We start from the raw sequence: 26501 nt of genomic DNA, 5'->3' as shown, positions 1-26501 counted from the left end.
TGATGTTGCTGGGTAAGCGCCCTGGCTTGTCACTTTCCCAGTCTAGGCCGACCTCTAGCTCGAGCGCCGCCCTGGAGCAGAATGCACAGGAAAGCTGCGCTTTCCTAGTGCCGCCCACCGGGACCGATCACGCTGACGCAGCCCTCAACTGTCGCTGTCACCCTTATTGGAGTTGCCAGGTTCAATGGCCGTTGCCACTGCCGCGGCCATTGTTGCTTACTTACCGCCGCCTTTGCGTTAGCCGTCACCGTCGCCACCGCTGCCGCCGCCGTCACCGCCGCTGCCGCCGCCGTCGCCGTCACCACCGCCGCCGCCGTCACCACCGCCGCCGCCGTCGCCACCGCTGCCGCCGCCGTCACCGCCGCTGCCGCCGCCGTCGCCGTCACCACCGCCGCCGCCGTCACCACCGCTGCCGTCACCGCCGCTGCCGCCGCCGTCGCCGTCACCACCGCCGCCGCCGCCGCCGCTGCCGCCGTCACCGCCACCACCGCTGCTGCCGTCGCCACCGCTGCCGTCGCCGTCACCGCCGTTGCCGCCGCCACCACCGCCGCTGCCGTCGCCGTCACCACCGTTGCCGCCACCGCCACCACTGCCGTCACCGCCGTCACCGCCGCCGCCACCGCCGCCGCTGCCGCCACCGCCGCCGCTGCCGCCGCTGCCGCCGCTGCCACCGCCGCCGCCGTCGCCACCACCGCCGCTGCCGCCGTCGCCACCGCCGCCGCCGCCGCCGCCACCGCCGCCACCGCCGCCGCTGCCGCTGCTGCCACTGCCAGCACCTTTACCGCTTGCATGGGAAGCGGTGGAATCGCTGCGATCGTGCCTGCCGATGCCAACACCGATGGTCGCGGTTGTCAGCGGCGGGCACATTTTGATCTGCGCAGGCGTAAGAATTGTCATACGATTTATTGCAATGCAGCACGCTGCAAAGTTGTCTTCCGTCAGCGGACTGCATTGCGCAGCAGTCATGCGCCGCCGCTGTACTGCGTCTGCGTCAGTCACGACGATGACGGAAGCTATTGATGCGGTGGAGAGAAGGAAAAATGTTTTAAGTATCGCCCTGTTAATTCTTCGCATTTATTTACTCCAACGCAATAAATTGTTGAGAAATAAATCCACGATCTTCTTTAAAAAGGCGGCGGTCAATTTACGAATTATTAGTATCCTCGCCACAACATCGCCCTATTTCGAGTTAATCAACGGCTAATTAATCCTTAATGGCTATCCTCTACGTCGGACGCGGGGACTTTAGCCCGCCGTGGGAGACCTTTCATGAAACGCCTCATCGCGCGTAGCGCTCTTCTTTTGCTCATTGCGGCCCCAAGCGCCGCTGATGCCGGTACAACCATGAAGACTGCCGGCAAGGCCTTTCCGCCGCCGGCCTTTGCTTCTTTCTGCGCGCGCGAACCGAAGCTATGCAGCACCGGCGGCAAGGGGAGAGTGGCCCTTCTCCCGGCGAAGGCCAGTGAACTCAAGCAGGTCAATAGTTTTGTGAATGCCCGAATCAGGGAGCGGAGCGACCAGGCGAATGTCGGCAGGGATGACGACTGGCGCGTACCGACCGCCTATGGCGACTGCGAGGACTTCGCGATCCTGAAGAAGCGAGAGCTCATGAACCGCGGCTGGCCGGCCTCCGCATTGCTGCTGACGGTCGCTCGCTATCGCGGCGCCGGTCATACTGTGCTCACCGTGCGCACCAGCGAGGGCGATCTCGTGCTCGACAATCTTACCAATTCGATTCGCGACTGGTCGCGTACGCCCTATAACTATTTCGCACGCCAATCGCAGTCGAACGGCCGGCGCTGGGAACGGATCGAAGGCGCTCAAGAGATCTGAGCCGGTGATCCGGCGCGTGTCAGGCGCCGGTCGCGATACGATTTGAATTAATCCGATTCGTTCTGCTCGAACGGGTGAGCGAATGCCCGAAAACCTTATTCGGGGCCACTCAGTCGGCGCTCAACGCCACGGCCGGCTGTAAGCGCGAGGCGTTTCTTGCCGGCAGGTAGCCGAAAAGCAGACCGGTCAGGAAGGAGCAAGCGAAGGCGAGCACCACCGGCCCGGGTGTGAAACTGACCGGCATGCCAAAGACTTGAGCGACGTAACCGGTCGCGAGACCGGCGGTGACACCGATTGCTCCGCCGATCGCGGAAACCACCAGCGCCTCTACGATGAACTGCACCAGGATGTCGCGCTGGCGCGCGCCGGTAGCCATGCGTACGCCGATCTCGCGGGTTCGCTCGCTGACGCTGACGAGCATGATGTTCATGACGCCGATGCCGCCGACCAGCAGTGAAATCGCCGCGACAGAGCCGAGGAAGAGTTTCAAGGTGTTCGATGTCTCGGTGAAGGCCTCGCGTACCGACGACATGTTGGTGATCTGCGTGTCCTCCCTCTTGTGACGCTCGTTGAGCAGGGCCTGGATACGCTCCTGCGTCAAATCGATCGCCGAGGCGTCTTCGACCTTGATGGTGATAGTGCGGATGTTGCGCTGACCGAAGATTCGCATGCTGCCTGTCGTGAGCGGCACGAACACCACGTCGTCCTGATCGTTGCCGCCGGCGCTCGCGCCCTTCTCGCTCATCAGCCCGATCACCTGGAAGGGGATCTTGTTGACGAGCACATATTGGCCGATTGGATCGGAACCGTCCGGAAACAGGGTTTTGACGACGGTCTGCCCAAGGACGGCGACTGGCGCGTAGCCTGCCATGTCGCTGCGGTTAATGAACTCGCCGCGGCCGATGCTCCAGGATTTCGCCTCGGTGAATTGCGGTGCCGTGCCGTTGGCCGTCGTCTGATAGTCGATATTGCCGCGTCGGAGCGTCACCGTCGTCGTCATTTCCGGCACGGCGAAGGCGACATTCGGCAATTCGAGAATGGCATCGGCATCGGCGGGCACGAGGGTGACATTGCTTCCGCCGGCGCTGCCGCGGAAATTGGCCATGCTCGGGCGCACCAGCAGAAGATCGGATCCCATCGAGGAGATGAGGCTGAGCACGGAATTCTGCGCACCGGTGCCGATCGCAAGCATGGCGACGACCGAGCCGACGCCGATGACGATGCCGAGCAGCGTCAGGATCGTGCGGAAGAGATTGGCGTGCAGCGCCCGCACCGCCATCTTGACCGCTTCCGAGACATCCGCGATCGCCGCAAAGCCCGCGCGCGTGCGCAGGGCAAGGCCTATCGCCGCGTCCGGGTTGCTCCGCCTATTCATAGTGCGGTCTGCAATGATGCGGCCGTCGCGAAACTCGATCAGCCGGTCGGCCTGTTCTGCCACCTCGCGCGCGTGGGTGATGACGATGACCGTGTGACCATTCTCGTTCATCTTGCGGAGCAGCGCCATCACCTCCGCGCCGCTCTGGCTGTCGAGCGCGCCGGTCGGTTCGTCGGCGAGGATGACGCGCCCACCGTTCATCAGGGCGCGGGCGATCGAGACACGCTGCTGCTGGCCGCCCGAAAGCTGGCTCGGCCGGTGGTCGAGCCGGTCACCGAGATTCAGGGATTCCAAAAGCGCCTGCGCGCGCTCGTGCCGTTCCTGTGCGGACACCCCGGCATAGACCGCCGGCATTTCGACGTTCTCCTGCGCGCTCGCGGTCGGGATCAGATTGTACGCCTGGAAAACGAAGCCGAAGGTGCGGCGGCGGAGCGCCGCGAGCTCGTCGCCATCGAAACCGGAGACCTTTTCGCCGTCAACTAGGTAGTCGCCCGAAGTCGGCTGATCGAGGCAGCCGAGAATATTCATCAGCGTGGACTTGCCCGATCCGGATCGGCCGATGATGGCGACGAATTCGCCGGCCTCTATTTCGAGCGAGATGTTGTGCAGGACCTCGACGGCGAGATCGCCGTTGAAATAGGTCTTGCTGACGTTCTTGAGTGAGATAAGGGGTGCCATGGCGCGCTCAAAACAGCCGCAGCATGCGCATGCCGCGCCGCAAGCTCGTGTTCCGAGCGTTCGCGGAGGACGCCGTGTCGACGACCACCTTTTCGCCTTCCTTGAGCCCGCTGATGATCTCGGCACTGACACGATTGCGAATGCCCACCTCAACGTCGCGCGTCTCGGTGGCACCCGACGGGGTGACGACCGTCACGTGCGCCAGTGCCGGCTTGTCAATAGACCCGCCATTCATGCGGACCGCTGCGTTTGGCACGACGAGCGCGTCCGTGGCGGTGGCTTTGACGAAGAAGGCCTGCGCGCTCATTGACATCATGAGCTCACTCTTCGGGTTGGGCACATCGAAGAGCGCGTAGTAGAGGATGACGTTGTTCTCCGTGTCCGGCATAGGCTCGATCTGCCGCAGCTTGCCGGGGAAGCGCCTTCCCGGCTGGCCGAGCAGGGTGAAATAGGCGTCCATGCCGATCTTCAGCTTGCCGACATCGGCTTCGGAGACCTGGGCCTTCACCGTCATCGTCGAAAGATCGGCAATGGTGACGATCGTCGGCGCCGTCTGGTTGGCGTTGAGCGTCTGGCCTTCCTTGGCGGGATTCGCCACGATCGTGCCCGCCATCGGTGCATAGATCTTCGTATAGCCGAGAGCGACCTTGTCGCCTGCGAGCGTCGCCTTCTGCTTACGGATCTGCGCCTCGATCGCATGAACGTCCGCCTGGGCGGCCGTGTAGTCGGCGACCGCCTGATCGAGGGTCGATTGCGAGACGCTGTTGGTTGCGACCAGGCTGCGCTGGCGCTCGATATTGGCCGCCTTCAGCACGAGCTGGGCCTTCTTGGAGACGAGTTGTGCCTCGAGATAGGCGAGTTCCGCCTGGTCGATCTCGATCCTGTTCTCGATCGAAGCAGGATCGATCTCGGCGATGAGCTGGTTCACCTCGACCTTTTCGCCGATCTCGACATGCAGCGACTTTAACTGACCGGACACCTGCGCGCCGACATCAACCGATTTGATCGCGTCGAGCGTGCCGACGGCGGTGACGCTGTCCTCGATATCTCCGTGCGTGACCGTCTGGGTGATCATCGTGGCGGCCGGCTGCGAGTCGTACCGGCTCCAAGCATAATAGCTCGCGCCGAGGGCGGCGATGAGAACCGGCGCGGCGATCCAGAGGCGCGACCGGCGCTTGCGACGGAGCGGTGGGGCGGAGGCCGGAATGACGGTCACATTGGGCGCCGCATCGCGCGCCGTCGCGTCTTCCCTCTTAGCTAGCTTTCGCATGGGTATCAGCCTGTTTGCCTCGGTCGGCATCGCTGCATCAAGAATATAGATGAACGCAGACCGCGAAAAGCATTGAGATCATTATATTTTTGTAATGTAGGCAAGGCTTGGCCAAGCGGAAATAACGCAGGGCGAATAGGCATTTGCGCCAGCGGTTTAGCGGAGGCCGCTTACAGAAGCGGTCTGAGATAGATGCCGCTGAACTTCGTCTCCTTCGCGAACCCTTTCTAAGGGACGACCTTGGGTCCGGCGCAAGAGGGCGTCCGCGCCACTTCATGTGAATTTGTCGCGTCACCCTTTGCGAAAATCTTCTCCGCTCCCAGAAACACCTTGACGCAGTTTTGTCGCCGCACTAGAAGAATGGGAACCGTACCGTACGGTACTGATGGAGCGGCGGCGAAGTGCAAGGCGTTGGAGCGATAAAGGAGACGGGGGGCGAGAGCGGTCTGACGGAGCGTCAGGCGGTCGTGCTCGAACAGGCGTTGCGCCTGCTCGTCGACGGCGGCGAGAAGGCGCTGACGACCGCCGGGGTCGCGCGCGCCGCCAATTGCTCCAAGGAGAGCCTCTACAAGTGGTTCGGCGATCGCGACGGGCTGCTTTCGGCAATGATCGCCTTTCAGGCGAGCAAGGTCAGAACACTCGAGGTTTCGCCCGAGACGCTGGACGCAGCTAGCCTCAGGGCGCATCTTGTCGCCTTTGCCAAGGACCTCCTGGAGGTGCTGGCGGGTGACGTCTCGCTCGCGCTCAACCGGCTGGCGATCGGCCAGGCGAGCCGCGAGGGCTCGAAGCTCGGCCATCTGTTGCAGGAGCGCGGGCGCCGGCAGATCGGCCGCCGGGCAGGGGCGCTGCTTGAAGCCGGCCGCAAGGCGGGGCTTCTCGCCTTCGGTGATGCGGAGGAGGCCTATGGTGCGCTCTATGGTCTCGTCGTCTCGGACTGGCACTTGCGCATGCTGCTCGGTGAGGCGCCGGGGGACATGAAGAAGGATTTCAGCCGCAGGGCGGAGAGGGCGGTCGATGCCTTCCTCACGCTCTATGGCACGAAAGGCTAACGGCGGTCCCGTTGTGGGTTGCCACTACAGCGCCGCGCGTCCTATCAGACGCGCAAAGATCGCTGTAGCACTTTGAGTTGCTGCATGCCTGTCCTTAAATCGAGGTCGATTTAAGGAGACGTGCAGTAGGGAAACAGACAGCAAAGGGAAGGAAAATTCGATGCGCGTCTATTACGATCGTGATGCCGATCTCAACCTCATCAAGTCCAAGAAGGTCGCCATCGTCGGCTATGGCAGCCAGGGCCGTGCCCATGCGCTGAACCTCAAGGATTCCGGCGCCAAGGAAATCCGCATTGCACTGAAGCCTGGCTCGGCGACGGCCGCCAAGGTCGAGGCCGACGGTCTTTCGGTTCTCTCGGTCGCGGAAGCCGCCAAGTGGGCCGACCTCATCATGATGGCGACGCCGGACGAACTTCAGGCCGACCTCTACAAGAACGAGATCGCGGACAACATCCGCGACGGCGCAGCGATTGCCTTTGCCCATGGCCTTAACGTCCATTTCGGCCTGATCGAGCCGAAGGCTTCCGTCGACGTCGTGATGATCGCGCCGAAGGGCCCGGGCCACACGGTTCGCGGCGAGTACCAGAAGGGCGGTGGCGTTCCGTGCCTCGTCGCCGTTCATCAGGACGCTTCCGGCAACGCGCTCGATCTAGCGCTCTCCTACGCCTGCGGCGTTGGCGGCGGCCGCTCGGGCATCATCGAAACCAACTTCAAGGAAGAGTGCGAAACCGACCTCTTCGGCGAGCAGGTCGTCCTCTGCGGCGGTCTGGTCGAGCTCATCCGCGCCGGCTTCGAGACGCTGGTCGAGGCCGGCTACGCCCCGGAAATGGCCTATTTCGAGTGCCTGCACGAAGTGAAGCTGATCGTCGACCTGATCTATGAAGGCGGCATTGCCAACATGAACTACTCGATCTCCAACACGGCCGAGTGGGGCGAATACGTCACCGGGCCGCGGATCATCACGGAAGAAACCAAGGCCGAGATGAAGCGCGTTCTGAAGGACATTCAGACCGGCAAGTTCACCTCGGAATGGATGCAGGAATACCGCTCGGGTGCTGCCCGCTTCAAGGGCATTCGCCGCGTCAACGACGCCCACCAGATCGAGGAAGTCGGCGCCAAGCTGCGCGGCATGATGCCCTGGATCGGCAAGAACAAGCTGGTCGACAAGGCGAAGAACTAAAGCCAATCGACAGAGAAACGAAAGCCGGAGCCCCAAGCTCCGGCTTTTCCATTTCTACGGCTGGGCGGCGCAGCGACGAATGATAGCCAGCGCCGCAGCCTACAGCGCCGTGCGTCTTTTCAGACGCACAAAGGACGCTGTAGCACTTTGAATTGCTGCATGTTTTTGTCCTTAAATCGGGTACGATATAAGGAAACATGCAGTAGTGATCACATCGGATCCTGACCCTTCATGGCATTGGCCATATGGCTCTTGCACTTCTCCTGATCATTAGCCGCCAACGCTTCCTTGGCCATGGCGAGCTCTTTCTGCGCCATCTCCTTCTTTCCCGAGTCGGTGATCTGGCTTACGTCGGTTTCGAGCTTCGTCATGCCCGCCTGGTCACAAATGAGATCGGCCTGTGCGAAGGCGGGGGAAACGCAAACCGCGGAAATTGCAGCCGCAGCGAACATTTTCTTCAACATGTGTAACCTCCAGTATTATCGCTTCGTGCGATACACGGGGCCAAACCGCCAGCGGGCGCTTCGGTTCCGTCGAGGAGCAAATCAGTCGCGGTAGAAGTTGCGCGGCCAACGATGCGCCCGCAGCTTCTCGCGCCATTCCTGCGGCAACCCGTGTCCATCGCCGATCGCGCAGTTTCGCTCGACATTGCGGACCGAGCGCATGCCGGGGATGACCGTCGAGACGGCGGGATGGCTAAGGACGAAGCGGAGCGCCGTTTCGGCGAGCGCGTCGGGAGCGATCGCCAGATCCTGGACGATTTTCCGCGCGCGTTCTTCGACCTCCCGTTTTCGTTCGCCGCGGAAGTAGTTCTGCCGGAAGTCGCCCTCGGGAAAGACGGTGTCGCCGCGGATCTGCCCCGTGAGGCCGCCCTCATCGAGCGCCACGCGAACGATCGCGCCGACATTGTGGCGCTCGCAGGCGGGGAACAGGCGCTCTTCGGGAGTTTGTTCGAAGACGTTATAGATCACTTGCACGCTGTCGACCACGCCGCTTTCGATCAGCTTCAGCGCATTGTCCGGCTCGTAATCATTGATCGACACGCCGAAGAAGCGAATCTTGCCGTCGCGTTTCAGCCGCTCGACCGCCTGCAGCCAGTCGCCACGTCCGACCCATTCGTCCGACCAGACGTGAAATTGCTGCACGTCGATCGCCTCGACGCCGAGGTTGCGCAGGCTTGTCTCGGTGCAAGCGATGACGTGCTCGGCGGGAAAGCCATCTTCAACCGGAGTGCCCGCGCGAGCGGGCCATTGCCGGTTCTTGGGCGGAATCTTGGTCGCGACATGGATCGTCTCGGAGCGCTCGCGCAGCAATTTTCCGATCAGCCTTTCGCTGTGGCCTTCGCCGTAGCCAAGCGCCGTATCAATGAAGTTCAGCCCCAGGTCGATCGCCCGGTTAAGCGCGCGGGCGGACTCCTCGTCGCTCGCGCCGCGCCAACCGCTATTGCCGATGCCCCAGGCGCCGTAGCCGATTTCGGAGATGCGAAGGCCGGTGCGGCCGAGAGTTCTGTAATGCATGGGTTCCTCGCAGATGTTGGACAGTGGGCCGGTGATGGGATCCCGGTTACCTAGGCCCCAACCTCGAGCAGTCAACGGGCGTACAGGCAGGGCAGCCGGAGCTGCTTTGCGTCATTCCCCGCGCACTGGCTTTGCGGCCGACACATGCAGCCAACGCGTCGGCTTGCCGTCGTAACCGCCACCGTCCACTTGCGTTATTTCGACCTCTGCCCAACCCGTCTCCTCGAAGCGCTGCGTGAGCCAGTCGCGCGACGGATAGTTGTAATAGCGGCCGAGATCGTCCCGACCCTCTCCCGTTCCGGCCTTGAAACTGGCCTGAAGAAGGCCGCCGCCCTTGAGCGCACGAAGAACGCGGGCGAGCACGTCGGCGAGGTCAGCGCGCGGCACATGCAGCAGGCAGGCCTCCGCCCAGATGCCATCGAAGGCTTCATGCCAGGACAGCTCTTGAAACCGGAGAATTGCGACCTTTCGATTGAGCAGGCGCTCGGCCTCGGCCGCCAGTTCCGGCGAGGCGTCCGTCGCCGTCACCTCGAAGCCCTGGGCGATCATGTAGGCGCTATCCTGTCCGCCGCCGCAGCCGAGCTCCAGGACCGAGGCGCCGGGCCTCAGCCTGGCAAGGAAGTTTTCGAGCCGTGCCGTTGGCAGCTTGCGCTCGCGGTTCGCGTAGGCTGCGGCATTGTCCCGGTAGAAGCCGATGGTGCTGTCATCGGTTGCGGTCATGGCGATCCTCTTGTGAGACGCTCGCCGTCAACGCAGCAGGCGAGATCGTGGAGGACCGTGCGCCTGCATCGGCACGGGTGAGCGCGTGGCATGTCTCGGCTCGCCGTTAGCGGGCTCGCCGTAACAGCTACCACTCTGTATGCTGGACGCAAAGCGGATACGATTGACGAAATGACATTGCCGCACGAGGACGAAACGCGATGACAGACACGCATCGCAAGCTGACGACCATTTTCTGTGCCGATGTCCAGGACTATTCGCGCCTGATGGGGGCGGACGAGGAGGGGACGCTTGCAACCTTGAAGCGCTACCGGGATGCGATGGCGCGTCTGATCGAGGCCCATGAGGGCCGCGTGGTCAATACCTGGGGGGACGGGCTGATTGCCGAGTTCCCAAGCGTGGTCGAGGCGGTGCGCGCTGCGATCGACGTTCAGACCGAATTGGCGGGCCTGAATGCCGAGCGGCAGAGCGATGCGCGGATGCTTTTCCGCATCGGCATCAACTTGGGTGATGTCATTGCGGAAGGCAACGACATCTATGGCGACGGCGTCAACATCGCGGCGCGCCTGCAGGCTTCCGCGCCCGCTGGCGGCATCGTGATATCGAGCACGGTCTACGACCAGGTTCGCAACAAGGTGGCCGTTGGCTTCGAGTTCCTGGGCCGGCTCGAGGTGAAGAACATCGAAGGCGGAGTGCAAGGCTATGCGGTCCGGATCGGCACGGTCGAGGATCAAGCCCCGCCGACGGAGCGCATCGGCGAATGGGGCCGGCGGGGGGCTTCCGCCGATCGCGCTCCGGCATCCGACGAGCCTTCCGGACGAGCAGACCACCGCGTCTTCGGCGTGCTCGCGGTCATCGCGGCGGGGATCGTCGTCTTTAACCTTCTCTCCTGGGAGGGCGTGTTCTGGGCCCGTTGGCCGCTGCTGGCCTTCGCCTTGGTTGCGATATTGCTTTGGGTCCGCAAGACGAGGGCTGTGGACGGTGTGCTTGCCTTGCTGGGGACCGCCGGTTTGACCGTCATCGCGGTCAATCTCCTCTCCTGGGAGGGGACGTTCTGGGCGATCTGGCCTCTCTTTGGTATCGCGATCGCAGCGGCGATACGATGGATTGTCCGCGGCACCACCAGCCGTTGACTTCCGGATCCGCAAGCGCGCAAACCTGCGTGGGAGGGGCGGATGGCGGGCCGTCCGGCGGATGTGCGAAGATGCGGAGCGAAAACGGCTACATTGGAGGGCGAGGTTTTGTCGGTGAGCAAGTTGGGAAGGCGTCCAATTCTATCCTGCGCACTGGCCTTGTTTCTCGGCGGCTGCCAATCGGCGCCGGAGCCGCAGAACGCGGGCCCCACTAGCCTGCAGACGGTGCCCGCAGACCTGCAGCTCATGTGCGCCAATGCCGTGGTCGCCCAGGCCGGAGGCGCCAGGGTCCTGCCGACGGGTTCACGGCAGATCGATGCGACAAACTACAGCATCGATCTCGATGCCGGCGGGCGCAAGTTCACTTGCATCGTCGATAGCAGCGGCAGCGTGAAATCCGTTCAGCCGGGCTAAGAACCGCGCCACGACGCTGCACGGCAAGACCGGTTGACCAGTGCTGTCTCCCGACAATTTGCATCCGACAAAGCCCGGGATATCCATGTCCATGGTCTTTTCTTTGTGCACTGCAGTATTTTCTCCTGCATTGCGGTAAGTACAGCACGTAAGGTTTTGTTTTTCGCGCGTATTCTCTGAATTTTCTTTATGCAAAGGTGATTTCATGCTCTGATATGCTGTTGTGAGGAGGAGGCGCTATGACGACTATTCTGCAGCACTTCGCTCTCTTCGATTTTCTGATTCTCGCTGCGATCTGTTTCCTGCTGGCATGCAGCTATTTCGAGGGTGAAGCCTGACGGGCGAGGCTGTTCGGCCTAATTCTTCTGACCGGATCTGATCCGGCCGCACCTTTGTTGTTTCCACCGGGAATGTGATCTCTTGGCTTGTCTTGACCCCGCCTGTTCCGGGGACAGCGGCTTGTCATGAACTTCGGGCTTGTTGCGGATGCGCGCCTATGCAACTCATGCAGGTACACCTCGAAGCACGCCGGATGTAACCGAATTTCATTGGGCGACATGCATGGGGCGGGCATCCGAGCGACTCCTGACCAATGTCGAAAGCGACGCATCCGCAATATGGCAAGACAATCCGGTGGGGCCTGCTTGCAGCGCTCGCCCTGCATGTGATCGTGGGTATTTCGCTGTTGCGCCTTCCGCTTTTGCGCCCGCTGGCGACGCCGCGAGAGGATGCCATACCGGTCGAGCTTCTCTTTCCCGAGCGGGCGAAGGCCATGAACCCGTCCGCTGCATCCAAGGAGCGCGACGGATCTGTAAACCCTCAGACGACGCAGCCGGACACGGAAGGAGCCGAGCGGGAGCCAGAGCCGCTACGGCCGGCACCCGCCGAAACCGGGGCCCCGATCCGGGCGACGGAGTTATTTTCGGCGAAGACATTGGCTGATCCTCGCAGCAAAGGCGCCCGTGAAGCATTGCGGCAACTCGCCGCCGGCGAACGCATTATCCAGCTTTGCAACATCGAGGCGATGGAGCAGGTGCATCGCTGGAACGTCGCATTTCAGCCCGACTTTCTGGTGGCCTATGCGATGGCCGACCCGGTTCTTTCGGGGCACGTTCTTCGCGTCGATGGCGGCGCCTTTCGAAGCAGTCGAAACTGGTACAACATCAGCTTCCGGTGCGAGGTAGCTCCTGATGCAACGACTGTCGCCGCGTTCGAATTCTCCGTCGGTAAGGAGATTCCTCGGAACGAGTGGGAAGCGCACGCGCTGAGCGTGGATGATGGGCGGATCGACCAGCCCTGAAAAGTGGCGGTGAAACGGACGAGCGACATCGGTGGGCCGTGCGTGTTGCGCCGTTTCGTCCACTACACCGGTTGCAAAAGCTCTCCCAAGATAGGTCAGGAATGTTGACTTAAATTGCGCGCTGTGATCATCTCCGACCTCCGCAAAACGGGAGGACCCCATGCTGAATTGGGAAAGCATTTTTGCCACGCGCGCGACGAGGATGAAGGCTTCGGAGATCCGTGAGCTCTTGAAGCTGCTCGACCGTCCGGACATCATCTCCTTTGCCGGTGGCATTCCCGATCCGGAGCTTTTCCCCGACGAGGCGTTCAGGGAGGCCTACGCCGAGATTTTCGGTGGTCCGGCCGTCAGCGCCGCCCTGCAATATTCGGTAAGCGAGGGCTATCGCCCGCTGCGTCAGTGGCTTGCCAACGAGATGGCGGCGCTCGGCATTCCGGCAACCGTCGACAATATCTTCATCACCTCCGGTTCGCAGCAGGGGCTCGATTATCTCGGCAAGCTGTTTCTTTCGCCGAAGGATACGGCGCTCGTCACCTGGCCGACCTATCTCGGCGCACTACAGGCCTTCAATGCCTACGAGCCGACCTACGATCAACTGAACCCCGCCGGCAATCGCACGCCGGCCGCCTACGCCCAGGCCGCCGCAGCGGCAGGCGGAAGCGTCAAGTTCGCCTATCTCTCGGCCGATTTCGCGAACCCGACGGGGGAGACGGTGGACCGGGCCGGCCGCGAGCGCGTGCTAGACCTTGCCGAGGAACTCGGCATCGCCGTCATCGAGGATGCGGCCTACCAGTCGCTGCGCTACGACGGCGAAGCGATTCCGCCAATCTTGGCACTCGAAATCGCACGCAAGGGCGACATCAACAGCGCCCGCACGATCTATTGCGGCAGTTTTTCCAAGACGCTCGCGCCGGGGCTTCGCGTCGGCTGGATCTGCGCCGCCGAGCCGGTGATCCGCAAACTCGTGCTGATGAAACAGGCGGCCGACCTCCACTCCTCGACGATCAACCAGATGGCGATCTCAACCGTTGCCGAACGCGGTTTCGAGGGGCAGGTTGCAAAGATCCACAAGGCCTACAAGCACCGCCGCGACGCCATGCTCGTCGCGCTCGAGAAATACATGCCCGCCGGCGTTACCTGGACGAAGCCGGAAGGCGGCATGTTCATCTGGGTGACGCTACCCAAGGGTACCGACGGTGCCGAGCTTCTGGCGAGGTCGATCCAGACGGCAAAGGTCGCTTTTGTTCCCGGCCGCGCCTTCTTCGCCGACGGCTCCGGAGAAAACACGCTGCGCTTGAGCTTCTCCTGCGCCAACGACAAGATGATCGACGACGGTATTCGCCGGCTTGCGGACCTGATTCGCGGCAAGGCGGCACAGGCCGCCTGATCGGGCAGTCTTCACCATAGACGGCCAAAAACCTTTTGCCGCGCTTCGCTGCGGCCTAAGGCGTTGCTTTTGCACGGATTTCTTTGCTGACCTCTGCGCGTCGATGACGAGCGGGAGTGGCCGGCCCTTATTGACGCCACATTGTCGAACAGGATCACGCCCCGTTGTGCCGCGTCGCAGCGAGGCTGTTGCGATGCATCATGGAACTTTGCCTCCCGCCTACTGAGGCATCAGCAGGGGGCGACCAAGGGACAGGGCATCGGTGGTATGAGTCTACAGGCAGCCTCGGCAAGCTTTCGTCCGGACATCGAAGGCCTGCGCGCTTTGGCCGTGTGCGGTGTCATCGCCTTTCACTTCGGGATGACGGACCTGCCGGGTGGGTTTGTCGGCGTCGATATCTTCTTCGTCATTTCTGGATTTCTGATAACGCGGCACCTGCAGCAGGAAATCGCGAAGAGCGGCACCGTCGATCTTTGGCGCTTTTATGCGCGGCGCGCTCGACGTCTGCTTCCGGCCGCGTTCTTCGTCATCCTGGTGACGCTCATCTTCGGCTATTTCGTCCTCGCGCCATCCGAACAACAGTTCTATTCCAAGGGATCGCTGTTCGCTTCCGCCTATATGATCAATCTGTGGCTGATCCGTTGGACCGTCGACTACTTCGCCCCCGATGCGACCAGCAACCCGTTCATCCACTTCTGGTCGCTTTCGGTCGAGGAGCAGTTCTATCTTGTCTGGCCCGCACTCCTTCTGCTGCTCGCGAAGTTTCGGCCGGGGAAGGGTGGCGTCTTCGTCCTTCTCGCTCTCGTCGCTGTCACTTCCTTCGCGCTTTGCTGGCGTATGACTGCCATATCCCAGCCCTGGGCCTTTTATTTCTCGCCTCTTAGAGCATGGGAATTCGCCTTCGGCGGCCTTGCGTCGACGGCACTGGTGCAGGAATGGGCGAGGCGCTTTCGCTTTTCGCCTGTGCTTGGCTGGCTCGGGTTGCTGTCGATTGCAACGGCTTATCTGACGGTGACCGAGGAGATTCCCTTTCCTGGTTCGGTCGCGCTGCTGCCGGTTCTCGGAACGGTGTTCGTGCTTTTGAGCGGCGCGCATGGGGGTGCCGGGCCGAAGTCGATACTCGCGCTGCAGCCGCTCCAATGGATCGGCAAACTCTCCTATTCCCTCTATCTCTGGCATTGGCCGGTGATCGTCTATGCCGGCATCCTCGAGCCCGAACTGACGATCGTCGACCGGCTGCTATGCCTCGCAGTGACGTTCGGACTTTCGCTCTTCAGCTATCGCTTCATCGAGGATCCCATTCGCCATAATGGCTGGCTGGCGGCGAAGACGAGCCGCTCGCTCGCCTTCGCGACCCTGCTCACCGGAACAGGCGCGACCTTGGCCTATGGCAGTGCCGCGGTGGCGAGCTATGGTATCGATGCCGAGCAGCGCGTGATCCTGCAAAGCGCCGAGCGAAAATCGGCGGCGCGCGAATTCGATTCCGCATGCGTTCTCGAAAGAGAGGAGGTGCAGCCGAAGGCGTGTAAATTCGGGGCGGCCAATCCTAAAAAGACCGTCGTTCTCTTCGGCGATTCCCATGCGGATCACTGGTCGACGCCGCTCAAGAAGATTGCCGAGAACAACGGCTGGCGCCTCGTCACTTATCTGAAGTCGTCCTGCCCGGCCGTAAGCGTCTCGACGTGGAACGGAGTGCTGATGCGGAAGTACGACGAGTGCGACAGGTGGCGGGATATTTCATTTCGAGAGATCGCCTCATTACGTCCGGACGTCGTCATCCTTTCGCAATATTCCTCGAGCTACGTCAAAAACGACATCAATCACACTTCTGATCACCAGGTGGAAGTGAAGGACTGGGAGGCGGGAATGAGGCGGTCGGTCGAGAGGCTGGAAAGCACCGGCAGCGAGGTCGTGGTGCTTCGTGACGGGCCGCTTCACAAATCCTATCTGGACAAATGCGTGGCGCGCGCCCGCTGGCAGCAGCGAGACCCCAATGTCTGCGATACGCCGCGCGATGAGGCGGTGGAGGAGACGATCCCCGCGGCGGAAAGGAAGGTCGTCTCGCAGGAGCCGAAGGCCGAATATGTCGATCTCCTCGACCTGTTCTGCAACCGGACCACTTGCCCGGCGCTGATCGGCGGTCAATTGACCTTCCGCGACCGCCATCACATCGCGACCGCCTATGCGGAGTCGCTTGCACCGCGTCTGGAGCGAGCGATCTTTGAAGAAGTCGGTGCGGTGCGGCGGTGAGGCTTCCGGTGGCTTGCCACAGGCTCTGAACAGTGCGGGCGTCGTTCACCCCCCTCTGTCCTGCCGGCATCTCCCCCATGCCCGGCAGGGCAGAGAGGGGGGTGAGTCCCTGATCGCTCCGTTGGAGACGTGCAGTTAGCCTCGGAGCGCGACCTGTCGCTCCGCTCAAACATGCGGCCCGAGCAACGATAGATCCGCTTCTCCGAGGCGGTCCTTGGCGGTCCAGAGCTGGTGCCAGTAGGGGTAGAGGACCGGCGGCAGGCTGACGGCGTCCAGAAGTTCGCGTTCCTCGTCGGTAAGCTTGAGGTTGGCTGCGGCGAGATTGTCGCGGAACTGGGCGTCCGTCCGCCCGCCGATGATGACGGAGGTGACCGCCTTGCGGCCGATCAGCCAGGCAAGGGCCACTTGCGCGGCGGAAACGTTGCGCTCGGCGGCGATCGCCACCAGCATGTCGACGATCTTCCAGAGCCGCTCCTCGTCGCGGATCGGCGGCTCGTTCCAGCCGGCGAGCTGACGCGTGCCTTCCGGCGCTTGGCCGCGCCGGTGCTTGCCGGAGAGAAGCCCGCCGGCTAGCGGGCTCCAGACGAGGATGCCGAGACCCTGGTCGATCGAGATCGGGATCAGCTCGTACTCGGCCTCGCGCGCCTCCAGCGTGTAATGGATCTGCTGGCTGACGAAGCGCTGGCGGTGTTCGAGCGCGCTGATGCCGAGCGCTTTCATGATGTGCCAGCCGGAATAGTTGGAGCAGCCGATATAGCGCACCTTGCCCTGGCGCACGAGCGTATCGAGCGCTTCCATCGTCTCCTCAAGCGGCGTCTGGCCGTCCCATTCGTGCACCTGGTAAAGGTCGATGACGTCGGTTTTCAGCCGCCTGAGACTCGCTTCGCAGGCGTTGATCAGGTGGTGGCGCGAAAGGCCGCCGTCGTTCGGACCCGGTCCCATGGAGAAGCGCGCCTTGGTGGCGATTAGGACGCCGTTCTTGCGCTTGCCGCCGAGCACCTCGCCGATGATCTCCTCGCAGCTGCCGGTCGAATAGATATCGGCCGTGTCGATCAGGTTGACGCCCGCATCGAGGCAGAGATCGACATAGCGGCGGGCATCCGCGACCCCGACATCGCCGACCTGGACGAATTTTCCGCCACCGCCGATCGTCATCGTGCCCATGGTGACGGTCGAGATATTGAGGCCGGAGCGGCCGAGCTGACGATATTCCATTGTCTCGCTCCTTGCGTGGGTTGGTCGCAGGACAAGGTAACGGGCAGAGGCGCGAAAGCAAGCCACCAGGGCGCGTATCGCCGACAATCAGAGAAAGCGCGCCGGCATCGCATCCTTGTAGGGAAACAGCGGAAAATAGGGCCGCGCCTCGTCGAGCACGCGCTGGAAGGACGGGCGCTGAAGCAGGCGCTCGAAATAGGCGGAGAGATGGGGGTGCGTGCCGTCGAAGGGCGCGACGATGCCGGCATAGAAGAGGGCGGGGGCGGCGGCACAGTCGGCGATCGAGAAGCTCTCGCCGACCGCATAGAGCCGCTCCTTGAAATGCCGTTCGGCGAGATCATAGGCGATGGCGAGCGACGCCTGCGCATCGGCGACGCCGCGGCGATCGTTCTCGCCGGAGGCGCGCAGCGTGTTCGTGACGATCTTCTGCATCGGCACCTGAACGTAAAGGTCGAAGAACCGGTCCCAGAGCCGCGCTTCGAGCGCCTCATCATCGTCGCGCGGGATCAGCGGCACTTTGCCGGGATAATGCCGGTCGAGATATTCGATGATGATCGAGGTTTCCGGCACCGTCCTGTCGCGGGTGCTGTCGTGCAGGACGGGGATCTTGCCGACCGGCCAGACCTCCAGATAGCGGGCATGCTCCGCCGGATCGCCAAGATCCACGATCTGAGCCTCGAAAGGCGTCGCATTCTCGTAGAGCGCGATCAGCACCTTGTGGCAGAAGGATGCGAGCGGATGGAGGTAAAGTGTCAGCGCCATGCGACAGTCCTTGGAGGGGCTCGGTATTAAACCGTTGGAACAATATAACTATAGCGCGGCAGACGTGGGGAAGGGAGCTTTTTGGCGTTCGGTTCCTTTGCTAGCGTTCAACTATCGACGGCAGGTTCCGTAAATGCCGCCACGAAGCGTTCGAGGCTTATCTTCACGAAATCGGTGACCGGCATGCGCGGGTCAAAGCTCCACCAGAGAAGCGCCCCCTGCCATTGGGCGGCCATCATCAGGCCGATGCCGGCGGGGGCGGCGGGCACGCCTTCGAAGCATTCCTCCAGAGCGGCGGAGAGCACGTCGCGCCAGGCGGCGCCGCGGGCGCGCAAAGCCGGGTCGCGCAGGTCCTCGCGCAAAATCAGGAGGTCGTCGGCGTAGCTCTCGACGGCGCCGTAGTCGCCGGAGAGGCCGACGAGCAGGGCGATGGCGCCCTCGGGGGTCTTCGGCGCCTTTGCTGCAAGCTCTGCCGTCAGCCTATCAAGCCGGTCCCATGCTTGGAGAAGGGCCGCCTGTACGAGACGCGTCTTTGTCTCGAAGCGCTGCACCAAAGTCGAGGCGGAAAGCCCGCAGGCGGCGGAAAGCGCTGCGAAGGTCAACGCATCCGGGCCCTCGTTGCGCATGATGGTGAGTGCGGCATCGAGCACGTCTTCATTGGGCAGTGTTTTCGGGCGAGGCATTTTGGACCTCTATTTATAACCGAATAAACGTTTATATATACCTGTGCCAATGAAGGCCAGAGGAAATCTCAGGGAGGACGATATGTCGCTTGAAGGCAAGGTGGCGCTCGTCGCAGGCGCAACACGCGGCGCGGGCCGCGGCATCGCGATCGAACTCGGCGCTGCGGGGGCTACGGTCTATGTCACGGGACGGACGACGCGTGAGCAACAATCGGAATATCAGCGGCCGGAGACGATCGAGGAGACGGCGGAGCTTGCGACCGCGGCGGGCGGCAAGGGCATCGCGGTGCAGGTCGATCATCTTGAAACCGAGGCGGTGAGGGCGCTCGTCGAGCGCATCCGCCTTGAGCAGGGGCGGCTCGACATCCTCGTCAACGACATCTGGGGCGGGGAGAAGCTCTTCGAGTGGAACAAGCCGGTCTGGGAACACAATCTCGAAAACGGCCTCAGGATCCTGCGGCTCGCGATCGACACGCATCTGATCACCGCGCATTACGCGCTGTCGCTTTTGATCGAACGGCCGGGCGGGCTGCTTGTCGAGGTGACCGACGGCACGGCGAAATACAATGCCGATCACTACCGGCTCTCGCCCTTCTACGATCTCGCCAAGGTCTCGGCCAACCGCATGGCCTGGACGCATGCGAAGGACCTCGCGCCGCATGGCGCCACCGCGGTTTCGCTGACCCCAGGCTGGCTTCGCTCCGAAATGATGCTCGAAGCCTTCGGCGTGACGGAGGAGAACTGGCGTGACGCGACAAAGCATCAGCCGCATTTCGTCATCTCCGAGTCCCCGCGCTTCGTCGGCCGTGCGGTCGCGGCACTCGCCGCCGATCCGGACAAGACCCGCTTCAACGGCCAGTCGCTTTCGAGCGGCGGATTGGCGCAGGTCTACGGCTTCACCGACCTCGACGGCTCGCGCCCGGATTGCTGGCGCTACATGGACGAGGTGATGGAGGCGGGCAAGCCAGCCGATGCGACGGGATACCGGTGAGCGCCTCCACGCTTGGCGATGGTGTGCGCGTCGCCACAGATACACGAACGAAATCGGTAAGAGGCAGGGCAGTTAAAGCTGACGCAGGATGAGGCAGGCACTGAACGTTCAGAAACGATCCCAACACCTGAAGACGTGGCACTTTTCAACGCGCATTGACGGCGGCTTCGGAAAGGCCGCGCAAAGACGTATGATGCTTCCGTGAGGGCCGCCGGGAGGCGCGGCTCGCCGACACGGGAGGGGAACATGGCGGAAAAGGACAAGCTTTTTGCCGGCGGCATACCCGAGCTCTACGAGCGGCGGCTGGTGCCGCTGATCTTCGAGCCCTATGCGGCCGATCTGGCCGAGCGGGTGGCGCGGCTGAAACCGCTCGATCTGCTCGAAATCGCCGCCGGCACCGGCGTCGTCACCCGGGCGCTGGCGCCCAAGCTCGGAGTCGAAGCTCAGCTCGTCGTGACCGACCTCAACCAGCCGATGCTGGATGTCGCCCATGCCAGGCAGCACGACGACGAGCGGATCGTCTGGCAGCAGGCGGACGCGATGGAACTGCCTTTCGACGACGAGAGCTTCGATGTCGTTTTCTGCCAGTTCGGCGTGATGTTCTTCCCCGACCGGGTGACGGCTTACCGCGCGACCCGTCGCGTGCTTAAGCCCGGCGGGCATTTCCTCTTCAATGTCTGGGATCGGGTCGAAGCGAACGAGATGGCGCACGCGGTGACCGAGGCGCTGGCGGCACGATATCCGGAGAACCCGCCGCGTTTCCTCGCCCGCGTGCCGCACGGCTATGCCGACCCGGAGAGGATCCGCGCCGACCTCGAAGCCGCGGGTTTTCGCGACATCAAGATTGAGACGCTGGAGAAAAGAGCGGGCGCTATTACGGTGCAGGACGCGGCGACGGCTTTCTGCCAGGGCAACCCGCTTCGAAGCGAGATCGAGGAGCGCGATCCCTCGGGGCTGGCGGCAGCGACGGAGGCCGTGGCGGAGGCGCTGAGGCAGCAGTTTGGTGGAGAGACGATAGAGGGGCGGCGCATAAGGGCGCTTGTCGTAGAGGCGGAGCGCTGATCGGCTTTTCCGGCAAGGGCGTTATTGCTAGCCGGTCCGCCCGAGCACATCGAGCAGCCAGACGAGACCGGCGTCCATGAGCGCCGCCTTCGGCACGGCCGCCTTGATGCTTGACACGCCGAGGTCCAGCGGCAGCTTTGCGGTGGCGACCGCGTAGCGCTCCGCATGCATCTCGACGAAGCGCTTCGGCAGGACGCAGACGAGCTCAGTCTTGGTAAGGAGATCGAGCGCCAGCATGAAATTCGGCACCGCCAAGGCTACGCGGCGGGAAAGGCCGCGGCTTTCGAGCAACTCGTCGACGACGCCCGAGGGATCGCCTCTCGGTGCGACGAGCAGGTGCTGCATGCGGCAATAGTTCTCGATCGTTGGCTCTTTCAGGAAGGAATGACCGCTCCGCGCCGCGACCACGAACTCCTCCTCGTAAAGCATTTGCGCGGCGAAGCGGGCCGGCAGCTCGTAAAAAGGCGCGATCGCCAAGTCGATCAGCCGCCCGTCGAGATCCGAAAGCGCCGTTTCCATCTGCATGTGCCGCACGACGAGGTCGATGCCCGGCGCGTTGCGGGCGATCTCGTCGAGCAGCGGCGGCAGGAAGACCGAGAAGCCATCGGCCGTGCCGATCGTGAAGCGGCGGCGGGAGCGCGCCGGATCGAAAGGTTCGGCGGTGGAGATGACGCTTCTCACCCGCGCGAGGATATCGCCGATCGGCGCCGCCAGTTCCTTTGCGCGCTCTGTCGGCACCACGCCCTTCGGCGTCTTCAGGAAGAGCGGATCGTTGAGCAGCCGCCGCAAGCGGCCGAGGCCGTGGCTGACGGCGGAGGCGGAAAGGTTCAGTCTTTCGGCGGCGCGGCCGACATTTCCCTCGTCAAGCACCGTCTCGAAGAGCACCAGCAGGTTGAGGTCGGCGCGGGAGAGATCGATTTCATTCAGCATAATGCTGAAATCATATCACTTCATTCAGTATCAGCAAAGGCGTAGTTCTTCTGCGTGGCGAGGCCGTGCGGTCTCCTAATCAAGCGGAGGAACAGATGAGCGAGTTCATCGGGTACATCGAAACCCTGGCGCTGCGCAGCTTGCAGCCTGCAGAGGCGCAAGTCCGCGCGTCGGCGCCTGCCGATCCGGCCTTCAACACGCGGCTGCGCGAGGCGCTTGCCGGGGAGGATGCGGCGGCAGCCGTCATCTCCTTCTGGCGCGATGCGGGACCTGCGCGCTGGTTTGCCAAGGAACCGGAATTCGACCGCGCCTTTCGCGAGCGCTTCCTCGCTGGCCATGAGGCGGCGGCGCGCGGCGAACTCTTGAACTGGACGGGTTCGCCGGAGAAGACGCTGGCGCTCCTCCTTCTCCTCGACCAATTCCCACGCAACGCCTTTCGCGGCACGCCGCGCATGTATCAGACCGATGCTCTGGCGCTCGGCATCGCACGCGCCGCGGTGGAGGCCGGTTACGACCTCAAAGGTCCGCCCGACCTGCAGCTCTTCTTCTATCTGCCCTTCGGCCATTCGGAAGACCTCGCCGACCAGGAGCGCTCGGTTGAGCTTGCCCGGCGCCTCGGCGAACCGAGTCTTTCCCACGCCAAAGGCCACCGCGACATCATCCACCGCTTCGGCCGCTTCCCGCACCGGAATGGGATCCTTGGGCGGATGATGACGGAGGAGGAGCAGCGGTTTCTGGATGAGGGTGGTTTTGCGGGGTGAGGGACGCTCTGCCCGGATCGCCCCGTGGTCGCAGATGGAGGTCACTTCCGGCGATAAAGGATCATGCCACCGTGATGCAGGACGCCGTCGATGAATTCCCCGTCGGCCGTGAAGCCCGTGTCGTCCCAGTAGTCGATGTGATTTCCGCGGATATCATAGCGCCCCCGATAGGCGCTTTCGCGTTTTCCGCGCGCTTCGTCATAGCGACCGCCCGGCAGCAGCTCATGCCGCACATGGCCATCGGCCGTGACCCACATGCCCACATAGGGATGGTCGTGTTGCGCATGCGTCAATGCGTTCGAATTGTTGTTCATGTCGGCAAATACCTTCGAAGTGATGACGAGCGGGGTGATGGCGGCAACGAGTGCGAGAGTCCGGCAGTAATTCATAGCGAGGGCTCGATAACTCGGCGCGCGCTGCGGCCTGGCCTTGATGCCCAGGATGGCCGCGCAGGCAGCAGGCGTGATCAAGGGATTCTCCTCTCACATGGTCGCGGTGGGGCGGACGACGATTTCATTGACATCAACATCGTTCGGCTGCTCGATGGCAAAGCGCACGGCGCGGGCGATCGCGTCCGGTTTCAGCGCGATAGTGCGATAGGTCTTCATCGCTTCTGCGGCCACGGGATCGGTGATGGTATCGGCCAGCTCGCTTTCGACGACGCCCGGATGAATGCAGGTCACGCGCAACGCGCTGTGCTCCTGGCGAAGCCCTTCGGAGATCGCGCGTACGGCATATTTTGTGGCGCAATAGACGGCCGCCGTCGGTGAAACGCCGAGCGCGGCGATCGAAGCAATGTTGATGATGTGGCCGGAACCGCGAACGGTCATTTCCGGAAGCACCGCGGCAATGCCGTAGAGCACGCCCTTAATGTTCACGTCGACCATCCGCTCCCATTCCTCGACCTTCATCGAAGCCATGAGCGACAGGGGCATCACGCCGGCGTTGTTCACGATGACGTCGACGCGGCCCCAGGCTTGCCGGGCAGCGTTGGCGAATGCATTGACGCTCTCCCGATCGGTCACATCCAACGGATGAACGAGAACTGCTCCGCCAGCCCCGGTCAGTTCGGCCGCCAGCGCTTCCAGACGCTCGATACGCCGCGCGCCCAACATCACCTTCGCGCCCGCGGCGGCAAGCTCGCGGGCGATCCCGGCCCCGATCCCGCTGGAGGCGCCGGTAATCAGAATGACCTTATCGATCGGCATGACGTTATCCTTTCTGTCTGCAGATGATCTGCCTTGACTGTAAGCGCCAGTCGTTGTTTCGATAAGCCGACATATCCTTATCAGATTGGAAAGCAGCACTAACCAATGCAGCCTGACCTGAATGCGCTTGCGGTCTTCGCGCTCGTGGCGGAAGAACGGAACTTTCGTGCGGCAGCCGTGCGGCTCAGCGTGACCCGATCCGCCGTCAGCCAGACGATCCGACGGCTGGAGGAGAGCCTGGGCATCGCGCTCGTCCTGCGCACCACGCGCAGCGTCAGCCTGACGGAAGCCGGCGAGCGGCTCCATGGAAGGATTGCACCTGCGGTTGCCGAGATGCTTGCGGCGATGGAGGGAGTGGACGTTCTGAGGGGCCGCCCTCGCGGGCGTCTGCGGCTTGCAGTCTCCTCCATTGCAGAGCGCTTTCTTGCAGGGCCTCTACTCGCCGGCTTTATCCGGCGATACCCGGAGGTGGAACTCGACATCACCGTGACGGACGAGGAGTTCGACATCGTCGCCGAAGGTTACGACGCGGGAGTCCGTCTTGGCGAGGTTATCGCGCAGGACATGATTGCTGTGCCGGTTGCGGGAAGGGAGCGGCAAGTGGCTGTTTGCGCGCCGTCTTACCGTGATCGTTTCGGCATACCGTCACATCCGGCCGAGCTCGCCTCGCATGCCTGCATCGGTTGGCGGCCTTCGCCCAAGTCTGCCCCCTATCGCTGGGAGTTTGCCGAAGGCGGCAAGGAGTTCAGCGTCGCGGTGCCGCCGACTGTTACGACGAATGACATGGCCTTGATGATCAAGCTGGCGGTCGCCGGCGCCGGCATCACCTTTGGGATGGAGGAAAGCTTCCGCCCTGCGATCGGGCGCGGCGAACTGGTGCCGATCCTCGAAGACTATTGCCCCTACTTTGCAGGATTCTATCTGTACTATCCCAGCCGTAGGAACACTGCGCCGAAACTTCGCGCCCTCATCGAACACGTGCAACGGTCCGGCCGCGACGATCCTCCGCAAAAGCAGCGATCCCACATATGAAAAGACGCGCCAGCGGCGCGTCCGAATAAACGCCTCGAGAGGGCGTCACCCGCAAACGGGAAAGCGCGCCTCAGCGCGCGCGGGCCACCTTCTTCGGCGACGGTAGCAGACCTTCGCGCTGGAGCTTCTTGCGTGCGAGCTTGCGCGTGCGGCGGACAGCTTCGGCCTTTTCACGGACGCGCTTTTCGGATGGTTTTTCGTAGGCGCTGCGCATCTTCATTTCGCGGAAGACGCCTTCACGTTGCATCTTCTTCTTAAGAACGCGAAGAGCCTGGTCGACATTGTTGTCCCTGACGAGTACCTGCAAAATATATCCTTTCCGTGTTCATGTTTCTCTACTGCATGTCTCCTTAGATCGACCTCGATTTAAGGAGACATGCAGAAATTCAAAGTGCTACAGCGAGCTTTGCGCATCTGACAGGACGTGCGGGGCTGTAGATCGGGTCATTCGCAACACAACGGCGAAATCCTGTAATGCGCGCCGACGGGAATGGGTTTCATTTACCGGTCCTGACACTCAAAGGTTTCAGCCAGGGCTTGCCGTCGACCGTAGCGGCCGAGCCGCCTTCCCTGACCGGCAAGGCCGTCTCCGAAGGATCGATATCGTGTTCGAGGATACGCCGCTCGAAGTTCTCGGTTCCGAACCGCACGCGATATTGCGCCTCCCCGTGTTCGGCTGAGGGGAGGATGGCAACGATGCGGCAGGTCCGGTCGGCAGCCGCCGTCCGCGTGAGATCGGCCCTCAGGACAACCGTGTCGCCGATGCCGTAGGTGTTCCGGCCCATGGCTCTCTCCTTCGTCGGTGCGGCCCGCAGGCGGCACAAGCAAAAAAGGCCGGGCGTTACCCCGACCTCCTCTTGAGCGCCGCGCGTCTTTTCAGACGCGCTGGACGCCCCGTCATTCAGCGCTCCCTGCCAGTACATCCGTGGTCAGCGGAGGCGAATGACGAATTACGCGGCTCGCAGGTTGTCTGCCGAGCTTTTGCCGGACTTCGTGTCGCGGACGATGTCGTAGGTGACCTTCTGGCCCTCGACGAGCGAGCGCATTCCGGCGCGTTCAACGGCGGAAACATGCACGAACACGTCCGTCGTGCCGTTGTCAGGCTGGATGAAACCGAAGCCTTTGGTGCTGTTGAACCACTTTACAGTGCCTGAATTCATAACGATTTCCTTTCAATCGCTAGAGTTTCCGGACGAATAGTCGCCCGGCTTGATCGATATTTGAGAGGAAATCTGACGAAGCGCTTCGGCGCGTAGACAAAGGTCGCAAGCAATGTTCGATGGGCTATATATAGACGCTGCTTTGCGATATGCAATGGATAAAGCGAATTTAATTGGGAGCGCGTCTCATCCCGCTCGGAAAATACGATCAAGTCGCTGATTTGAATCGGAAATAATATTTTTGAAGAGCCATCCGACTTCATGCGGTGGCAGCTGATCGGGGCTTCGACACGCGGCTGGCGACCGGCCGACGTGCAGCTCTTCTTCTATCTTCCCCGCGGCCATTCGGAAAACCAGCCGATCAGGAGTGATCGGTCGAGCTTGCCCGGCGCCTCGGCCAGCCGAGCCTTTTCCACGCCAAAGGCCACGCGACATTATCCAGCGCTTCGGCCGCTTCCGCACCGGAACAGGATTCTCGGGCGAGCGATGACGGAGGAGGAGCAGCGGTTCCTAGATGAGAGCGAGTTTGCGGTAAGTCCGCTTTCGGCCCGAAGCGGTCATTCCTGGGTTGGTAACGACGTTGAAAATTGA

The 26501-nt window shown here is 62.5% G+C and carries 28 protein-coding genes; 12 read left to right on the top strand and 16 right to left on the bottom strand.

Annotated elements, in window-relative coordinates; genetic code table 11:
• Positions 1-237 precede the first annotated feature (237 nt).
• Positions 238-1074: a hypothetical protein gene (locus M728_RS09700; protein WP_370906444.1), complete on the bottom strand. Its 837-nt coding sequence runs from the start codon at positions 1072-1074 to the stop codon at positions 238-240.
• Positions 1075-1269: 195 nt separating this feature from the next.
• On the opposite strand from M728_RS09700, the gene M728_RS09695 reads away from it, so the two are divergent.
• Positions 1270-1833 carry a transglutaminase-like cysteine peptidase gene (locus M728_RS09695; RefSeq protein ID WP_026621360.1) on the top strand — a complete coding sequence of 188 codons (564 nt, stop codon included), beginning with the start codon at positions 1270-1272 and terminating at the stop codon, positions 1831-1833.
• 109 nt (positions 1834-1942) lie between these two features.
• Here M728_RS09695 and M728_RS09690 read toward each other — a convergent pair whose 3' ends face one another.
• Both M728_RS09690 and macA read right to left on the bottom strand, forming a co-directional pair.
• Positions 1943-3886, bottom strand: a complete 1944-nt coding sequence (locus tag M728_RS09690; protein WP_026621359.1) for a MacB family efflux pump subunit — start codon at positions 3884-3886, stop codon at positions 1943-1945.
• 7 nt (positions 3887-3893) lie between these two features.
• Positions 3894-5156, bottom strand: a complete 1263-nt coding sequence (gene macA / locus M728_RS09685) for a macrolide transporter subunit MacA (protein ID WP_026621358.1) — start codon at positions 5154-5156, stop codon at positions 3894-3896.
• A 401-nt stretch (positions 5157-5557) separates the two neighbouring features.
• On the opposite strand from macA, the gene M728_RS09680 reads away from it, so the two are divergent.
• On the top strand, positions 5558-6205 hold the full coding sequence (locus M728_RS09680; RefSeq protein ID WP_026621357.1) for a TetR/AcrR family transcriptional regulator C-terminal domain-containing protein: 648 nt from the start codon (positions 5558-5560) through the stop codon (positions 6203-6205).
• Between the two features lie 160 nt (positions 6206-6365).
• Complete coding sequence (gene ilvC, locus M728_RS09675; protein WP_026621356.1) at positions 6366-7385, top strand: ketol-acid reductoisomerase; 1020 nt, start codon at positions 6366-6368, stop codon at positions 7383-7385.
• Positions 7386-7594: 209 nt separating this feature from the next.
• On the opposite strand, the gene M728_RS09670 is transcribed toward ilvC, so the two are convergent.
• From M728_RS09670 to M728_RS09660, 3 genes are all read right to left on the bottom strand, one after another.
• Positions 7595-7849, bottom strand: a complete 255-nt coding sequence (locus tag M728_RS09670; RefSeq protein ID WP_026621355.1) for a hypothetical protein — start codon at positions 7847-7849, stop codon at positions 7595-7597.
• 81 nt (positions 7850-7930) lie between these two features.
• Positions 7931-8902, bottom strand: coding sequence for an aldo/keto reductase (locus tag M728_RS09665; RefSeq protein WP_026621354.1), 972 nt, complete (start codon positions 8900-8902; stop codon positions 7931-7933).
• Positions 8903-9013: 111 nt separating this feature from the next.
• Positions 9014-9622 (bottom strand): bifunctional 2-polyprenyl-6-hydroxyphenol methylase/3-demethylubiquinol 3-O-methyltransferase UbiG, encoded by a 609-nt coding sequence (locus M728_RS09660; protein WP_026621353.1) that lies wholly within the window; start codon positions 9620-9622, stop codon positions 9014-9016.
• A 200-nt stretch (positions 9623-9822) separates the two neighbouring features.
• Between M728_RS09660 and M728_RS09655 the strand changes: the two genes are divergently transcribed.
• Positions 9823-10755, top strand: a complete 933-nt coding sequence (locus M728_RS09655) for an adenylate/guanylate cyclase domain-containing protein (protein ID WP_026621352.1) — start codon at positions 9823-9825, stop codon at positions 10753-10755.
• Positions 10756-11058: 303 nt separating this feature from the next.
• Here M728_RS09655 and M728_RS09650 read toward each other — a convergent pair whose 3' ends face one another.
• The gene (locus M728_RS09650; protein WP_198023395.1) at positions 11059-11376 is read right to left on the bottom strand and encodes a hypothetical protein; all 318 of its coding nucleotides are present in this window, start codon (positions 11374-11376) and stop codon (positions 11059-11061) included.
• A gap of 385 nt (positions 11377-11761) precedes the next feature.
• Here M728_RS09650 and M728_RS09645 point away from each other — a divergent pair, with 385 nt between their 5' ends.
• From M728_RS09645 to M728_RS09635, 3 genes are all read left to right on the top strand, one after another.
• Positions 11762-12469, top strand: a complete 708-nt coding sequence (locus M728_RS09645) for a DUF930 domain-containing protein (protein ID WP_034883817.1) — start codon at positions 11762-11764, stop codon at positions 12467-12469.
• Between the two features lie 160 nt (positions 12470-12629).
• Entirely contained in the window at positions 12630-13856 is a 1227-nt protein-coding gene (locus M728_RS09640; protein ID WP_026621349.1) for a PLP-dependent aminotransferase family protein, read from the top strand.
• Positions 13857-14123: 267 nt separating this feature from the next.
• Positions 14124-16106, top strand: coding sequence for an acyltransferase family protein (locus tag M728_RS09635; RefSeq protein WP_026621348.1), 1983 nt, complete (start codon positions 14124-14126; stop codon positions 16104-16106).
• A 165-nt stretch (positions 16107-16271) separates the two neighbouring features.
• On the opposite strand, the gene M728_RS09630 is transcribed toward M728_RS09635, so the two are convergent.
• From M728_RS09630 to M728_RS09620, 3 genes are all read right to left on the bottom strand, one after another.
• Positions 16272-17321 (bottom strand): aldo/keto reductase, encoded by a 1050-nt coding sequence (locus tag M728_RS09630; RefSeq protein WP_026621347.1) that lies wholly within the window; start codon positions 17319-17321, stop codon positions 16272-16274.
• An 87-nt stretch (positions 17322-17408) separates the two neighbouring features.
• The gene (locus M728_RS09625; protein WP_026621346.1) at positions 17409-18083 is read right to left on the bottom strand and encodes a glutathione S-transferase family protein; all 675 of its coding nucleotides are present in this window, start codon (positions 18081-18083) and stop codon (positions 17409-17411) included.
• 107 nt (positions 18084-18190) lie between these two features.
• Complete coding sequence (locus M728_RS09620) at positions 18191-18766, bottom strand: TetR/AcrR family transcriptional regulator (protein ID WP_026621345.1); 576 nt, start codon at positions 18764-18766, stop codon at positions 18191-18193.
• Positions 18767-18848: 82 nt separating this feature from the next.
• Here M728_RS09620 and M728_RS09615 point away from each other — a divergent pair, with 82 nt between their 5' ends.
• Positions 18849-19757, top strand: a complete 909-nt coding sequence (locus M728_RS09615) for an SDR family oxidoreductase (RefSeq protein ID WP_026621344.1) — start codon at positions 18849-18851, stop codon at positions 19755-19757.
• 246 nt (positions 19758-20003) lie between these two features.
• Complete coding sequence (locus M728_RS09610) at positions 20004-20819, top strand: class I SAM-dependent methyltransferase (RefSeq protein WP_026621343.1); 816 nt, start codon at positions 20004-20006, stop codon at positions 20817-20819.
• A gap of 27 nt (positions 20820-20846) precedes the next feature.
• On the opposite strand, the gene M728_RS09605 is transcribed toward M728_RS09610, so the two are convergent.
• Positions 20847-21749 (bottom strand): LysR family transcriptional regulator, encoded by a 903-nt coding sequence (locus M728_RS09605; protein ID WP_026621342.1) that lies wholly within the window; start codon positions 21747-21749, stop codon positions 20847-20849.
• Between the two features lie 95 nt (positions 21750-21844).
• Here M728_RS09605 and M728_RS09600 point away from each other — a divergent pair, with 95 nt between their 5' ends.
• Positions 21845-22510 (top strand): DUF924 family protein, encoded by a 666-nt coding sequence (locus M728_RS09600; RefSeq protein ID WP_026621341.1) that lies wholly within the window; start codon positions 21845-21847, stop codon positions 22508-22510.
• Between the two features lie 41 nt (positions 22511-22551).
• On the opposite strand, the gene M728_RS09595 is transcribed toward M728_RS09600, so the two are convergent.
• Both M728_RS09595 and M728_RS09590 read right to left on the bottom strand, forming a co-directional pair.
• The gene (locus M728_RS09595) at positions 22552-22980 is read right to left on the bottom strand and encodes an Atu4866 domain-containing protein (protein ID WP_245269718.1); all 429 of its coding nucleotides are present in this window, start codon (positions 22978-22980) and stop codon (positions 22552-22554) included.
• A 12-nt stretch (positions 22981-22992) separates the two neighbouring features.
• The gene (locus M728_RS09590; RefSeq protein WP_026621339.1) at positions 22993-23718 is read right to left on the bottom strand and encodes an SDR family oxidoreductase; all 726 of its coding nucleotides are present in this window, start codon (positions 23716-23718) and stop codon (positions 22993-22995) included.
• 105 nt (positions 23719-23823) lie between these two features.
• Here M728_RS09590 and M728_RS09585 point away from each other — a divergent pair, with 105 nt between their 5' ends.
• Complete coding sequence (locus M728_RS09585; protein WP_026621338.1) at positions 23824-24750, top strand: LysR family transcriptional regulator; 927 nt, start codon at positions 23824-23826, stop codon at positions 24748-24750.
• Between the two features lie 70 nt (positions 24751-24820).
• Here the strand turns inward: M728_RS09585 and rpsU are convergent, their stop codons facing one another.
• From rpsU to M728_RS09570, 3 genes are all read right to left on the bottom strand, one after another.
• Positions 24821-25057, bottom strand: coding sequence for a 30S ribosomal protein S21 (rpsU, locus tag M728_RS09580; protein WP_026617658.1), 237 nt, complete (start codon positions 25055-25057; stop codon positions 24821-24823).
• 190 nt (positions 25058-25247) lie between these two features.
• A complete protein-coding gene (locus tag M728_RS09575; protein WP_026621337.1) occupies positions 25248-25535 on the bottom strand; it encodes a hypothetical protein in 288 nt (95 codons plus the stop codon).
• 165 nt (positions 25536-25700) lie between these two features.
• Positions 25701-25910: a cold-shock protein gene (locus M728_RS09570; RefSeq protein ID WP_026617656.1), complete on the bottom strand. Its 210-nt coding sequence runs from the start codon at positions 25908-25910 to the stop codon at positions 25701-25703.
• Between the two features lie 261 nt (positions 25911-26171).
• Here M728_RS09570 and M728_RS09565 point away from each other — a divergent pair, with 261 nt between their 5' ends.
• A complete protein-coding gene (locus M728_RS09565; RefSeq protein WP_084044573.1) occupies positions 26172-26501 on the top strand; it encodes a DUF924 family protein in 330 nt (109 codons plus the stop codon).

This window comes from Ensifer sp. WSM1721 (assembly GCF_000513895.2).
Classification (GTDB): Bacteria; Pseudomonadota; Alphaproteobacteria; order Rhizobiales; family Rhizobiaceae; genus Sinorhizobium.
Note: the sequence above shows the minus strand (reverse complement) of the source record. Positions and strands in the feature narration are given on the sequence as shown.